Source organism: Pseudomonas nitroreducens, from assembly GCF_024170165.1.
In the GTDB taxonomy this organism is placed as follows: Bacteria; Pseudomonadota; Gammaproteobacteria; order Pseudomonadales; family Pseudomonadaceae; genus Pseudomonas; species Pseudomonas nitroreducens_C.
The window spans coordinates 269239-283007 of the sequence record NZ_JALJXP010000003.1; the positions used below are offsets into that span (position 1 = coordinate 269239).

The following is a 13769-nucleotide window of genomic DNA, read 5'->3' on the forward strand; positions in this document are numbered from 1 at the left end:
CGCAAAAGACCGGCACGGGCCGCCATGCCGATTGCTTGGCGACCCGGATCGGCGGGGCGTTGCGCCCCGCCGGATCAGATGCGGAACTGGCCGACCAGCTGACGCAGGCGCTCGCCCAGCCCGTTCAGTTCGATCGCGGTGCGCGCGCCCTTGGCCGCATCGTCCGCCACGCTGTCCACGCCGCCGGCGATCTGGTGCACGCTGCGGTTGATCTCCTCGGCGACCGCAGTCTGCTCCTCGGCGGCGCTGGCGATCTGCGCGTTCATCGAGTTGATGGTGCCGATCAGCTGGGCGATGGCGTCCAGCGACTGGCCGGCCTGGTTGGCCTGGCCGCGGGTTCGCTCGGCCATGTCGCTGGCACGCTGCATGGCACTCACCGAGCCTTCCGTGGTGCCGCGCAGGCGGTCGATCATCTGCTGGATTTCCCCGGTGCTCTGCTGGGTGCGACTGGCCAGGGCACGGACTTCGTCGGCGACCACCGCAAATCCACGTCCGGCCTCGCCGGCGCGGGCTGCTTCGATGGCGGCGTTGAGCGCCAGCAGGTTGGTCTGCTCGGCGATGGAGCGGATCACCTCCAGCACGCCGACGATGCCCTGCACGTCCTGGCGCAGGGTGTCGAGGGAGTCGCTGCTGCTGCGCACCTCACCCGCCAGGTCGTTGATCTGCGCGACGCACAGGTCCACTTCGCGCTTGGCCGCCTGGCCTTCGCGGTCGGTCTGCTGGGCGGCGTCGGCGGCCTGTTGCGCACTGCGCGCCACTTCCTGGGCGGCGGCGGTCATCTCGTTGATGGCGGTGGCGACCTGGTCGGTCTCGTGGCGCTGGCCGTCCATCGCGCGCTCGGAGCGCTGCGCCTGCTGGGCCACGTCGCCCACCAGCCCGGACAACTGCTGGGTGGTACCGGCGACCTGCTGGACCAGCACGTGGATCTTCTCGACGAAGCGGTTGAACGAACCGGCCAGCTCGCCCAGCTCGTCGTGGCGACCAAGGTTCAGGCGATGGGTCAGGTTGCCGTCACCGGCGGCCATGTCGTCGAGGTTGTCGCGCACCTGCACGATGGGCTGGACGATGGTGCGGCTGAACAGCCCGGCGAGCACGCCGATCACCACCAGCAGCGCCAGCGCTGCGCCGCCCATGAGCAGCAGCAGGTTGTCGATCTTGGCGTCGAAGGCGGCGCCGGCTTCCTTCACCTCACGCTCGACATCGTCGAGGTTCAGCGAGGTGCCGAACACCAGGTTCCACTTGGGCAGGAAGTGGGCATAGCCGATCTTCGGCACGATGGCGTTGCCGCCCGGCAGGGTGAAGCTGTAGCGCACGTAGTGCTGCCCGCTCTGCCCCGCCGCCACCAGTTCGCGGATGGCATAGACGCCATTGGGGTCGCGATAACCACTGAAGTCTTCGCCCAGGCGCTCGTCGCTGGTGCCCTGGAAGACTCGTACGGAACGGCTGTCGTAGCCCCAGAAGTAGCCGCCCTTGCCGTATTCGAGGCGCTTGAGGATCGCGATACCCTGCTCGCGCGCCTGGGCATCCCCCTCGGTGGCAGCCTGGTAGACCGGGCCGACGGCGGCGAGGGCCACGTCGACGAAGTTCTTCAGCTGGGCTTCGCGGTCCTGGGTGAGGTTCTCGCGGATCTGCGCTTCCTGCTGGGTCGCCAGCTGTTTCAGGGCAACGGTGGAAATGGCGCAGAGCAGCAGGGTCAGGAGGAGGATCGGCACGATGGCCAGGAGCAGGACCTTGGCGCGCAAACGAAGGGCAGTGTTCAAGGCGTTCACCTCAGGCGGATAAGGGACATGGCTTCCTTGCCCCATCAAAAAACCCGCCTTGCGGCGGGTTTCTTATCTATCGGCTCAGGCCCTGATCTTCTTGAGCTCTTCGTCGCGCAATTCACGGCGCAGGATCTTGCCGACGTTGGTGGTCGGCAGGCTGTCGCGGAACTCCACGGACTTGGGACGCTTGTAGCCGGTGAGGTTGTCGTGCATGTGCTGCATGACCTGCTCCTTGGTCAGGGTGACGCCCGGCCTGGACACCACGAAGACCTTGATCGCCTCGCCGGACTTCTCGTCCGGGATGCCGATGGCGGCACACTGCAGCACGCCCGGCAGGGTGGCGAGCACGTCTTCCAGCTCGTTGGGGTACACGTTGAAGCCCGACACCAGGATCATGTCCTTCTTGCGGTCGACGATACGCATGTAGCCGTCTTCCTGGATGATCGCGATGTCGCCGGTACGCAGCCAGCCGTCCTTGTCGAGGATCTCGTCGGTGGCTTCCTGGCGCTGCCAGTAGCCCTTCATCACCTGCGGGCCCTTGACGCACAGCTCGCCGCGCTCGCCCAGCGGCAGATCCTGGCCGTCATCGCTGATGACCTTGCACAGGGTCGACGGAACCGGGATGCCGATGGTGCCGATCTGGATGTTCTGGAACGGGTTCACCGATACCACCGGGCTGGTCTCGGTCATGCCATAGCCTTCGCAGATGGCGCAGCCGGTAACGTCCTTCCAGCGTTCGGCAGCGGCCTGTTGCAGGGCCATGCCGCCGGAGAGGGTCAGCTTCAGCGCAGAGAAGTCCAGCTTGCGGAAGCCTTCGTTGTTGCACAGGCCGACGAACAGGGTGTTCAGGCCGACGAAGCCGGTGAACTTCCACTGCGAGAGTTCCTTGACCATGCTGGCCAGGTCACGCGGGTTGGTCACCAGGATGTTGTGGTTGCCGGTGAGCATCATCGCCATGCAATGGAAGGTGAAGGCGTAGATGTGGTACAGCGGCAGCGGCGCGATCAGGACCTCGCAGCCTTCCTTGAGGTTGGAGGCCATCAGCTCCTTGCACTGCAGCATGTTGGCGACCAGGTTGCGATGGGTCAGCATCGCGCCCTTGGCCACGCCGGTGGTGCCACCGGTGTACTGCAGCACGGCGATATCGTCGTTGTGCGGCGAGACTTCCTGCACCGCCTTGCCACGGCCCTTGGCCAGGACGTCGGTGAGTTTCTGCGCGTTGGGGATGTTGTAGGCCGGCACCATCTTCTTGATGTTGCGCACCACGAAGTTGACGATGAAGCGCTTGAGCGGCGGCAGCATGTCACCCACTTCGGTGACGATGACGTTGCGGATGCCGGTCTTGGGCAGCACTTCCTCGGCCAGGTGCGCCATGTTCGCCAGGCACACCAGCGCCTTGGCGCCGGAGTCGTTGAACTGGTGCTCCATTTCCCGCGCGGTGTACAGCGGGTTGGTGTTGACCACGACCAGGCCGGCGCGCATGGCGCCGAAGACCACGATCGGGTACTGGAGCACGTTGGGCAGCTGCACGGCGATGCGGTCGCCGGGCTTGAGATCGGTGTTCTGTTGCAGGTAGGCGGCGAAGTCCCCGGAGAGCTTGTACATCTCACCGTAGGTCAGGGTCTTGCCCAGGTTGCTGAAGGCAGGCTTGTCTGCAAAACGTTGGCAGGATTCTTTGAGTACCGCGAGGATGTTCGGGTACTGGTCAGCGTTGATCTCGGCAGCGATCCCCACTGGGTATTTGTCCTTCCAGAAATTGTCGGTCATGGAAGCCCACTCCTAAGCAACAGCTCATCTTTACCGCGTTCGCGGTTCTTTGTTGTGTTTATGTCGCTGCCCCCTGGCTCGGGGAGCGAAAAGCGGGCCGAGATTATCAGCTTTGGGAAACAGCGACCAGCACCAAACACAGGCTTGTCAGTAAGAAAAATGACCGGAGACAGGCTTTCCGGTCACCAACCTCCCTTTCGTCGGAAAAGCCCGTCCCAGAAGGCCTGCAGCCTTGTTGGATTGTCCGACAAAGTGGATTTCAGGGAAATGAAACCGGAAAAAAGAACGGGAAATGCTTGTCAGGCCAGTCGTCATGACGGGATAGATCGTTGGAGTTCGATCAGGCGTTTTCGCCCTGCTCCACGCGGCGTCTTCAATGATCTGCCTCAACACTCTCGGGACCGGGATCTCGCAAAGTGCTACAGCACTCTCCTGGAGAACCCTCATGTTTCCCGAATACCGCGAAAAGATTACCCGCCTGAAAGCCGAAGACCCTCATTTCGCCAAGCTCTTCCATAGCCACAACGATCTCGACCAGGAGATCAAGAACATGGAAGCCGGCATCACTCCCGCATCGCACGACACCATCGAGGCGCTGAAGAAGCAGAAGTTGCAACTCAAGGACGATCTCTACGAGATCCTGCGCAAGAAAGACGGCTGCTGCGGCGGCTGTGGCGGTTGAACGGCCCGGGCTGACGACCGGCGATAAAAAAGGGGGCTGATCCAGGATCAGCCCCCTTTTTATTCACGCTCGCCTCAGGCGGTTTCGCGCAGTTCCCGGCGCAGGATCTTGCCCACCGGCGTCATCGGCAGGGCGTCCTTGAGCACGATGTGCTTGGGTACCTTGTAACCGGTGAAGTTTTCCTTGCAGTAAGCCTTGAGTTCCTCGACGGTCACGCCGCCCTCGCGAGCCACCACGAACAGCTTCACCGCCTCGCCGGACTTCTCGTCCGGCACGCCGACAGCCGCGCAGTTGGCGACCTTCGGGTGGGCCATGACCACGTCCTCGATCTCGTTGGGATAGACGTTGAAGCCGGAGACGATGATCAGGTCCTTCTTGCGGTCGACGATGCGGGTGAAGCCGTCCGGGTCGATCACCGCGATGTCGCCGGTGCGCAGCCAGCCTTCGGCATCCAGCACCTCGGCAGTGGCGTCCGGGCGCTGCCAGTAGCCCTTCATGACCTGCGGGCCCTTCACGCACAGTTCGCCGCGCTCGCCCAGACCGACGTCGTTGCCGTCGTCGTCGATGACTTTCAGCGCGGTGCCCGGCACCGGTAGGCCGACGGTGCCCAGGCGCGCGGCATCACCGTAGGGGTTGGTGCTGACCACCGGGGAGGTCTCGGTGAGGCCGTAGCCTTCGACCACGGTGCAACCAGTCATGGCTTTCCAGCGCTCGGCGGTGGCGGTGACCAGCGCAGTGCCGCCGGAGTTGGTGACCTTCAGGTTGGAGAAGTCCAGCTCCTTGAATTCCGGGCGGTCCATCAGCGCGACGAACAGGGTGTTCAGGCCCAGCAGCGCGGAGAAGCGCCACTTCTTCAGCTCCTTGATGAAGCCGGGAATGTCGCGCGGGTTGCTGATCAGCACGTTGTGGTTGCCGTTGACCATCATGCACATGCAGTTCGCGGTGAAGGCATAGATGTGGTACAGCGGCAGCGGCGCGATCATCACCTCATTGCCGACCTGCATCAGCGGCTTGCCGTCCGGGCCGTGCTGCTGCAGGCAGGCGTGCACCTGCTGCATGTTCGCCACCAGGTTGCCGTGGGTGAGCATGGCGCCCTTGGCCACGCCGGTGGTGCCGCCGGTGTACTGCAGCACCGCGATGTCCTCCAGGCCGACCTTGACCGGCTGCAGGCCATGGCCGCGGCCCTGGCGCAGAGCAGCCTTGAAGGAGACGGCCTGGGGCAGGGTGTACTCCGGCACCATCTTCTTCACGTGCTTGACCACGGTGTTGACCAGCAGGCCCTTGAGCGCGGGCTGCAGGTCGCCCATCTGCGCCTCGATCAGGTACTCGATGCCGGTATCGGGCAGCACTTCCTGCACCAGCTTGCCGAACAGGTTCACGTAGACCAGCGCGCGGGCACCGGAATCCTTGAACTGGTGGCGCATTTCGCGGGCAGTGTAGAGCGGGTTGGTGTTGACCACGATGAGGCCGGCGCGCAGGGCGCCGAACACGGCGATGGGGTATTGCAGGATGTTCGGCATCTGCACGGCGATGCGATCGCCGGGCTTGAGGTCGGTGTTCTTCTGCAGGTAGGCGCCGAAGGCGGCGGACAGGCGGTCCAGCTCGGCGTAGGTCAGGGTCACGCCCATGTTGCTGAAGGCCGGACGGTCGGCGAACTTCTTGCAGGAGCGCTCGAAGACTTCCACCACCGATCGGTAGGCGGTCAGGTCAATGTCGCTGGGCACGCCGGCCGGGCGTTTGTCGTTCCAGAAATCAGGTTGCATTTATTCTTGTCCTCATACCTGAGCGAAACCGAACCGTCATTGCGGTCATTCGACGGAAGCTAGCAGTTCCTTTGGTCATCGCAAAGACTCCAGGCGGCGTCATAGACTGCGTGAATCTTGCGCCACCACCCCGGCATGACGCGGGATAGAGCCGACGGCCGCCTGGGACGGGACTTCCACGACGATGCCCCGGTGCTGTCGGCAATCCATACAGAAGATGTCCCGGCGTGGCAGAATCGCCCCGTCTGGCCCGCTCCATGGCCCCATTCCAATAAGAATCGACGAACAAGAAGCAGGATGGACCCCATGCCCTACGCCGCCTACTGGCTTGCCGCCAGCGACGAGACACCACTCTACACCCGCCACTGGGCGCCCGAAGGCCCGTCCCGCGGCGCCCTCATGCTGTCCCACGGCATGGCCGAGCACGCCGGCCGCTACGAGCGCCTGGGGCTTGCGCTGAACGCAGCCGGCTACCACCTCTACGCCATCGACCAGCGCGGCCATGGGCGTACTGCCGAGAACGGCGAACTGGGCCACTACGCCGACCGCGGCGGCTGGGGCAAGGTAATCGGCGACCTGCATACCCTGAACCAGCATTTGCGCGAGGAACACCCGGACCTGCCGATCATCCTGCTCGGCCACAGCATGGGCAGTTATATCGGCAGCGCCTACCTGATGCAGCACAGCGCCAGCGTGAAGGCGGCGGTGCTGTCCGGCTCCAATTACCAGCCGGTGGCGCTGTACAACAGCGCCCGCGTCATTGCCCGCTTCGAGCGCTGGCGCCAGGGCCCGCTGGGACGCAGCACGCTGATCGACTTCCTGTCCTTCGGCTCGTTCAACAAGGCCTTCAGACCCAATCGCACCGCCTTCGACTGGCTCAGCCGCGACCCGGCCGAGGTCGACAAGTACGTCGCCGACCCGCTCTGCGGCTTCCGCTGCAGCAACCAGCTCTGGGTGGACCTGCTCGGCGGCCTGGCGGATATAACCCCCGTCGAGCACCTGTCACGCGTCCGCAGCGACCTGCCGGTGCTGGTGATCGGCGGCGAGCGCGACCCTGTGAGCCAGGGCAAGCGCCTGAACGATCTCGCCCAGGCGATGACCCGGGCCGGGGTTCGTGACGTCCAACTGAAGATTTATCCCGACGCTCGCCACGAGTTGTTCAACGAGAGCAACCGCGACGAGGTCACCGCCAACCTGATCGACTGGCTGGGCGTGCACTGCCCCGTCCCGCAGGTCGAGAAAACCGAGGAGCCCCTATGACTTCCGTACAGAACGTTCCCTACGACGAACTCGAAGTCGGCCAGAAGGCCAACTTCCAGAGCAGCGTCACCGAGCGCGATATCCAGCTGTTCGCCGAGGTCTCCGGTGACCGCAACCCGGTGCACCTGGACGCCGCCTACGCCGCCACCACCCAGTTCAAGGAGCGCATCGCCCACGGCATGCTCACCGGCGCGCTGATCAGCGCCGCGATCGCCACCACCCTGCCCGGTCCGGGCACCATCTACCTCGGCCAGAACCTGAGCTTCACCCGCCCGGTGAAGCTCGGCGACGAACTGACCGTGGAGCTGGAAGTGCTGGAGAAGCTGCCGAAGAACCGCGTGCGCATCAGCACCGTCGTGCTCAACCAGGATGGCAAGGCGGTGGTCAAAGGCGAAGCCGAAGTCATGGCGCCGACCGAGAAGCTCAACATCGAGCTGCCCGCGCTGCCGCCGATCACCATCGGCTGAGGCGAGCTCCGGGGCCGGCCGTCCGGCCCCGGAAACTTGTATACAGTTTTCCGCTCGACTAACCTGCCCCGTCACACTACATCCACCTGGGATAACCGAAGGCTTCGTGCCCGAAACCCCTCACCGGGAATCGGAGCCGCCATGGACCTTCGACTGCTTTTGCTGTCCCTCTGTACTTTTGCCGCGGGCCTCGCCGAGGCCATCCTCACCGGCATCCTGCCCTCGCTCGCCGCCGACCTGCACGTTTCCCTGAGCCTTGCCGGCCAGCTCACCAGCCTGTTCTCCCTGAGCTTCGCCATCGCCGCGCCGCTGCTTGGCTGGCTCACCCGTGGCGCCGACTGCCGCCGGCTGCTGGTCATCACCCTGCTGGTATTCGCCGCGTTCAACGCGGGCGCTGCGCTGAGTCCCGGCTACGTTGCCCTGCTGCTGATGCGCATCGGCATGGCCGCCTGCTGCGGGCTGCTGATCATGCAGGCCAGCCTGCTGGCGGTGGAGCTGGCGCCGCCGGCCCAGCGCGGGCGCGCCATCGGCCTGATCTTCATGGGCATCAGCGGTTCGCTGGTGTTCGGCGTGCCGGCCGGCGTGCTGGTCAACGACTGGTTCGGCTGGCGCTGGATCTTCGCTGCCATCGCCCTCTACTCGCTGCCGCTGGCCGCGCTGCTGCGGATCGCCCTGCCGCGCCGCACGCTGAGCAGTCCGGCCAATGGCGCGGCGTACCGGCGCCAGCTGCGCAATCCTGCGCTGAACCTGGCGCAGCTGGTGTCGATCCTGCTGCTGGGCGGGCACTTCACCCTGTTCGCCTACATCACGCCCTGGTTCCAGCAGGTCGCCGGGATCACCGACAGCCAGGGTATCGCCCTGACGTTGCTGCTGATCGGCGTTGCCGCCATCGGTGGCGGCTACCTGGGCGGCTGGCTGAGCGACCGCCTCGGCCATCGCCGCGCGTTGATGGTGGTGCCGGTTCTGTTTGGCCTGGCGATGCTGGCGATTCCGCTGAGCCTCGGCCACCCATGGCTGCTGGGCGCGCTGATGGTCTGGAGCACCATCAGCTGGATGATCTCACCGGCCGTGCAGAGTTACCTGCTGGCCAGCGACCCGGCCAGCGGCAGCGCCGGGGTGGCGCTCAATACCTCGGCCATGCACCTGGGCGTGGCCCTCGGCGCAGCCCTGGGCGGTGCGGTGATCAGCCTGGCGGGCATCGCCTGGACGCCGTGGGTGGGCGTCGCGCTGGTGGCTGCGTCCATCCTCTGCGCAGCGCTGTCCTGCTGGTTCCAGCGCGAGCGGATGGATGCCGGACTCACGGCTGCTTCACGGTAACGCTGGCGGTCATCCCGGCGCTCAGGTGCACGCCCTCGGGCACCTTGTCCAGGCGGATGCGCACCGGGATACGCTGGGCCAGCCGCACCCAGTTGAAGGTCGGTTCGACGTTGGCCAGCAGCTGGCTGTCGGGGATCGCGTTGCGGTCGGTGATGCCGCTGCTGATGCTCTCCACCGTGCCGTCGATGGCGACGTCGCCGCTCATCAGCACCACCCGCGCAGGCTGGCCGATGCGGATGCCGGGCAGCTTGGTCTCCTCGAAGTAGGCGGTGACGTAGAAGGACTTCTGGTCCACCAGCGCCATCATCGCCTGGCCGGCCTGGGCGTAGTTGCCCTGGGCCAGGCGCAGGTTGGTCACCTGGCCGTCACGCGGGGCGCGCATCTCGCTGCGGGTCAGGTTCAGTTGCGCCAGGCGCACCTGGGCCTGGGCCTCGTCGTACTCGCTCTTGGCAATGGCGGCGTTGATCTGCGCGGTTTCCTTGTCCTCGGCGCTGATCGCCGCGATACCCAGCTTGCTGCGCCGCGAAGCCTCGCTCACGCGCAGCAGGTACTGCTGGTGCCGGGTCTCGGCCAGGGCCTTGGCCTGCTCCAGGTTCGCGGCGTAGCGCTCATGGTCGATGCGCATGATCAGGTCGCCGGCCTTGACCTGCTGGTTGTCCTGCACGGCGAGGTCGGTGACCCAGCCGGAGACGTCCGGGGCTATCACCACCACGTCGGCGCGCACGCGCGCATCACGGGTCCAGGGCGACAGCATGTAGTAGCGCCACAGCCAGGTGCCGGCCAGGACGGCGGCGATGACCACGACGATGGTGACGGCTACGCGAAGGGTTCCGCGCATACGGCTTCTCCTCTCAGGGTGCCGAACTCAGGGCCCAGGTCAGGCCGCAGAGGATCAGCACGAACAACGAGCAATCGAACAGGGCTTCGTGCCAGATCCAGCGGCCGAAGGGAGTCGCCTGCAACAGCAGGCGCAGTACCACGGTCAGGCCCAGGGCCAGCACCGCATAGATGAACAGCGGGCCCAGGTAGACGCCGCCCCAGGCAAATTCATGCAGCCCCATGGGGTTCCTCCAGCCGGCACCACTGCCGCCAGCTATGGCGCAGTTGCGCCAGTGCGGCGCGGGCCAGGCGGTTGGGTTCGTTGTCGCCCTGCAGGTCCTGCGCGAGGGCTTCCTCCAACGGCGGGCAGAGGCTTTCCAGACGTTGCTCGCGCCCGGCGCCGGGGCCCTTTTCCAGCACGCTGCCCAGGGAGCCGAGGAACTGGTCGCGACGCTGGCGCAACTGCCCCTGGGCGCCACTGAGGCAGGAGCGCAGGTGGATCAGTTCATTGCCCAGGTCCAGCGCCAGCAGGCCGTCCTGCCAGCGCTTCTGCTCCTCCCTGGGCAGCAGGGTGTAGTGCCGTGCCAGGCGGATCAGGCGGTCGGCCATGCGCCCGCCGAACCAGTTCTCGGCTTCGGCCAGCGGCCTTCGGGTCAGGCGCCCGAGGTCTTCGCAGGTGGCCTGGATCAGCCGGCGGTTGAGCCAGTTCGCCGGCAGGGTGAGCAGGCGGAAGATCAGCACCGCAAAGCCGACGCCGATGACGATGCCCTGGGCCGAGTTGAGCAGGCTGGCCAGGTCGTAGGTCATCACGTTGCTGGGCGCCACCAGGGTGATGAAGTGAATCGAGAAGGACGTCGCGGTGCCCGCCAGGGCCGGTGTGGCCATGGCCAGCAGCGCGAAGAACAGCGGCACGCCGAGCGCCATGCAGAGCAACGGGAAACCGTTCCACTGCGGCAGCAGCCACTGGGTCACCACCGCGGCGGCGGGCACTGCGTAGAGGATGCCGCGCAGGAAGCCCAGGCCGATGGTGACGGCGTTGTCACGGTTGGCGAACAGGCTGCAGATCACCGCCGCCAGCAGCATGCCACCGGTCGCCGCGGGCCAGGCCGTAGCCATCCAGAAGGCCGACATGCCGAGCAGCGCCAGCGCGCTGCGCAGCCCGTAGAACAGCGCCATCAGCCCATCGCGGTGCCAGGACAGGGTGCCGGTGGCGACATCGTCGACCTGACCGTCCGCCACCGCGCGCATGGTCTTCTCCGAGTTCAGCGCCTTGAGCAGCAACAGCGCGCAGCGGGTCAGACAGTAGCGCAGGTCGTTGGAGTAGCTCTCCTCCAGGCCCGCGGCCTGCAGGCGCTCCTGCAGTGAGCGCATGGCGTCGACCTGCGGATCATCCAGTACGGCGCGCAGTTCCTCGAACCAGGGCTGTAGACGCGCACGGTCCCCGGCATCCAGCACGCTGCGCTGTCGGGCCACGCCGCGCGCAGTTCGCAGCAGGCTGAGCAGGTCGCGGGAGAGAATCCGTAGCGCCCGCGAGCGCATGCGTCCTCGATAGCCCTCGAACCAGGCATGATCACGTTGCACGTCGACTTCGACGATCTTGCCCAGCGCCTGCAGCAGCCCCTTGATCTGCCGTGCGTCGGCGTCGATCTCGTTGCGCGCGGCCTGCATGCCGGTGAGCCAGGTGGCGTGGGCCTGCTTGCCCAGGCTGGCCTCGACGCGGCGCGGCCAGAGGATGGCGCTGACCACCGAGGCGCAGAGGATCCCCAGGCAGATTTCCGTACTGCGCGCCACGGCCTGGTCGAACACATCCAGCGGATGGCTGATCGCCGGCAGGCAGATGATCGCCACGGTGTAGCCCGACAGCACGAAGGCGTAGGAAACGTGGTTGCGCAGGCTGGTGGAAGCGGCGGTACAGAGACCGAGCCAGAGCGAGATGGCCAGCAGGAACAGCCAGGGCGTCTGGGCGAACAGCGCCATCATGACCACCGACATGGCCGTGCCGATCAGCGTGCCGACCAGGCGGAAGATGCCCTTGGCCACCACCATGCCCGACAGCGGCTGGGACACGATGAACACCGTCATCAGCGCCCACTGTGGCTGCTCCAGGTCGAAACGGAAGGCGCACCAGAGCGCCAGGCCGCCGGCCAGGAGGGTCTTGATCGCGAATTTCAGCGCCAGCGTATCTGGCGCGAGGAATGCCTGCAGCGTAGGTCGCACGCGGTCTCTCGAAAGGCTCCGGACTATGGGTTAAAGATAGCCGGCAACGGGGCGGAGATAATTGCTATCAACCATATTATTAGCAAGCTAACTATATGTCACCGCGACTTTCGTACGGGCAAAAAAAACGGGCGACCTAAGTCGCCCGAAGTGCCTTGCGTGCTCTGTGTATCCGTAAGGATCAGCCCTTCTTGTGGCTGTCCTTCCAGATGAAAATTCCGACCCCACCGAAGAACAGAACCATGAGGCCAACGGTAAGGACGCCTGCGAGAACCACTTCGTCGATGAACATGATGCTGGCCTCCTGTTGCCTACATCGTCTGGGGATGTGTGCAGATTACCGGCGGCCGGGCGGGACCCATTGACCTGGATCAATGGTCGACAGAGCGCTTTCCGGGGAGGGCCGGAGCACTGACGCAGGTCAAGTTCCGGAGGGTCTCGGGTGCGGCGGGAAGCCGCGCAGAGCGGGGCCTTGCGGCCCTGGGAGGGGGTGAATCAGCGTTTCTTCGGCTTGCTCTTGCCCTTCTTGCGCGGCTTGCCCAGCGGCAGCGCCTGCTCGAAGGCCTTGCGCACGTCCTGCAGACGCTTTTCGTGCACGTCGTGGATGCGCTTGTCGCGCTCGGCGGTGAAGTCGATCAGCTTGTCGTCGTTGCTCATGGCAGGGCATGCACCAGGCGGAAAGTCAGATTCAGGCGAGGCGCAACCGGACGGCGCGTCTTGGCGACCTGATGTTGCCAATAATGCTGTGTCGCGCCGGACATGACCAGCAGCGAACCGCCGGACAGCTCGATGGAATGTTCGATTGTGTTTCGCCCCTTGCGGCGCAGGTCGAAGCGCCGCGTGCCACCCAGGTTGAACGAGGCCACCACCGGGTTGCGCCCGAGCTCCGGCTCGTCGTCGCTGTGCCAGCCCATGGAGTCCTGGCCATCGCGGTAGTAGTTGAGCAGCACGCCGTTGAAGCGCTGGCCGGCGGCCTGCTCCACCGCCGAGCGGATTTCCGCCAGCAACGGCGTCCAGGGCAGCGGCACGTGAGTCTGGCCGGAATAGGTATAGAAAGCCTCGGGATCGCCGTACCAGTTGACCAGGCGTGGCACCGGGTAATCGCGCCCGTGCAGGTGCACGACGGTCTGCTCCCAGGGCGTCTGTTCGAGCAGTTGTTCCAGCCACTGGGCCGCACACGCCGGCGGGCACCAGTCGGGAATCAGGCGCAGCTCGGCATCGGGGAGAAGGATCGGGGCGTCGTCGAACAGCATGGAAAGCTCGTGTACTCAGCGATGGGGCCAGTCTACTCCCCCGCCGGGTCAGACCTCGACATCGATCCACAGCCCCTTGCGCTGGGCGGCCCGCACGTCTTCGCCCAGTTCCTCGACTTCCTCCAGTTCCTCCAGCGCCTCGCCCTCGGGCGTGCCGTCGGCGAGCTGGCGACGCTTGCGCCGTCGCTGGTATTCCTCGCGCAGCGCCTGTTCGTCAGGGCGGCGCTCCAGCTCCACGCCGGCATTGCCCGCGCTGGGTGCAGGCGGGGTCACCGGGGTGACATCCGGTCGCGGCTTGAGCACGTCCTGCTGGGCGGTGACGGGTGCCAGACTATGGGGAATGGGCGGCAGCATCGGTTGTTCCTGGGGGCGAGCCCTGTGGAGAAGTGCGCTGACAAGTCCTCTGGTCAGGCTATCGGCCGGAGTCCTACAGACTTGAGAGCGCCTCGCTACACTTTCCA

The 13769-nt window shown here is 65.6% G+C and carries 14 protein-coding genes and 1 pseudogene; 4 read left to right on the forward strand and 11 right to left on the reverse strand.

What is annotated here, in order from left to right; translation table 11 throughout:
* Nucleotides 1-74: 74 nt before the first annotated feature.
* From J2T47_RS29435 to fadD1, 3 genes and pseudogenes are all read right to left on the reverse strand, one after another.
* Nucleotides 75-830: a methyl-accepting chemotaxis protein gene (locus tag J2T47_RS29435; RefSeq protein ID WP_437180964.1), complete on the reverse strand. Its 756-nt coding sequence runs from the start codon at nt 828-830 to the stop codon at nt 75-77.
* A 102-nt stretch (nt 831-932) separates the two neighbouring features.
* Nucleotides 933-1805, reverse strand: a pseudogene (locus J2T47_RS29440) (cache domain-containing protein); the annotation flags it as partial.
* Between the two features lie 39 nt (nt 1806-1844).
* Nucleotides 1845-3530 (reverse strand): long-chain-fatty-acid--CoA ligase FadD1, encoded by a 1686-nt coding sequence (fadD1, locus tag J2T47_RS08360; protein ID WP_253444593.1) that lies wholly within the window; start codon nt 3528-3530, stop codon nt 1845-1847.
* 445 nt (nt 3531-3975) lie between these two features.
* Between fadD1 and J2T47_RS08365 the strand changes: the two genes are divergently transcribed.
* On the forward strand, nt 3976-4212 hold the full coding sequence (locus J2T47_RS08365) for a YdcH family protein (RefSeq protein ID WP_253444596.1): 237 nt from the start codon (nt 3976-3978) through the stop codon (nt 4210-4212).
* A 74-nt stretch (nt 4213-4286) separates the two neighbouring features.
* Here J2T47_RS08365 and fadD2 read toward each other — a convergent pair whose 3' ends face one another.
* Nucleotides 4287-5975, reverse strand: coding sequence for a long-chain-fatty-acid--CoA ligase FadD2 (gene fadD2 / locus J2T47_RS08370; RefSeq protein WP_253444600.1), 1689 nt, complete (start codon nt 5973-5975; stop codon nt 4287-4289).
* Between the two features lie 306 nt (nt 5976-6281).
* On the opposite strand from fadD2, the gene J2T47_RS08375 reads away from it, so the two are divergent.
* The 3 genes from J2T47_RS08375 to J2T47_RS08385 all read left to right on the forward strand — a co-directional run bounded on the left by J2T47_RS08375 (nt 6282) and on the right by J2T47_RS08385 (nt 9019).
* Nucleotides 6282-7235 (forward strand): alpha/beta hydrolase, encoded by a 954-nt coding sequence (locus J2T47_RS08375; protein WP_253444603.1) that lies wholly within the window; start codon nt 6282-6284, stop codon nt 7233-7235.
* Nucleotides 7232-7702: a MaoC family dehydratase gene (locus tag J2T47_RS08380; protein WP_253444606.1), complete on the forward strand. Its 471-nt coding sequence runs from the start codon at nt 7232-7234 to the stop codon at nt 7700-7702. The genes J2T47_RS08375 and J2T47_RS08380 overlap by 4 nt, the downstream gene beginning before the upstream one ends.
* A 141-nt stretch (nt 7703-7843) precedes the next feature.
* Nucleotides 7844-9019, forward strand: a complete 1176-nt coding sequence (locus J2T47_RS08385) for an MFS transporter (RefSeq protein ID WP_253444609.1) — start codon at nt 7844-7846, stop codon at nt 9017-9019.
* On the opposite strand, the gene J2T47_RS08390 is transcribed toward J2T47_RS08385, so the two are convergent.
* The 7 genes from J2T47_RS08390 to J2T47_RS08415 all read right to left on the reverse strand — a co-directional run bounded on the left by J2T47_RS08390 (nt 9000) and on the right by J2T47_RS08415 (nt 13662).
* The gene (locus J2T47_RS08390; protein WP_253444612.1) at nt 9000-9857 is read right to left on the reverse strand and encodes an efflux RND transporter periplasmic adaptor subunit; all 858 of its coding nucleotides are present in this window, start codon (nt 9855-9857) and stop codon (nt 9000-9002) included. The two genes, J2T47_RS08385 and J2T47_RS08390, sit on opposite strands and share 20 nt — an antisense overlap.
* A 13-nt stretch (nt 9858-9870) precedes the next feature.
* Complete coding sequence (locus J2T47_RS08395; protein ID WP_253444616.1) at nt 9871-10080, reverse strand: DUF1656 domain-containing protein; 210 nt, start codon at nt 10078-10080, stop codon at nt 9871-9873.
* Entirely contained in the window at nt 10067-12055 is a 1989-nt protein-coding gene (locus J2T47_RS08400; protein WP_253444619.1) for an FUSC family protein, read from the reverse strand. Before J2T47_RS08400 ends, J2T47_RS08395 begins: the two co-directional genes overlap by 14 nt.
* Before the next feature lie 181 nt (nt 12056-12236).
* Nucleotides 12237-12347: a cytochrome c oxidase subunit CcoM gene (gene ccoM / locus J2T47_RS29200; RefSeq protein WP_277873429.1), complete on the reverse strand. Its 111-nt coding sequence runs from the start codon at nt 12345-12347 to the stop codon at nt 12237-12239.
* A gap of 203 nt (nt 12348-12550) precedes the next feature.
* Nucleotides 12551-12712, reverse strand: a complete 162-nt coding sequence (locus J2T47_RS08405) for a hypothetical protein (protein ID WP_088419735.1) — start codon at nt 12710-12712, stop codon at nt 12551-12553.
* Nucleotides 12709-13308, reverse strand: coding sequence for an alpha-ketoglutarate-dependent dioxygenase AlkB family protein (locus J2T47_RS08410; RefSeq protein WP_253444621.1), 600 nt, complete (start codon nt 13306-13308; stop codon nt 12709-12711). The genes J2T47_RS08405 and J2T47_RS08410 overlap by 4 nt, the downstream gene beginning before the upstream one ends.
* A 48-nt stretch (nt 13309-13356) precedes the next feature.
* Nucleotides 13357-13662 carry an aspartate-semialdehyde dehydrogenase gene (locus J2T47_RS08415; protein WP_253444624.1) on the reverse strand — a complete coding sequence of 102 codons (306 nt, stop codon included), beginning with the start codon at nt 13660-13662 and terminating at the stop codon, nt 13357-13359.
* Nucleotides 13663-13769 lie beyond the last annotated feature (107 nt).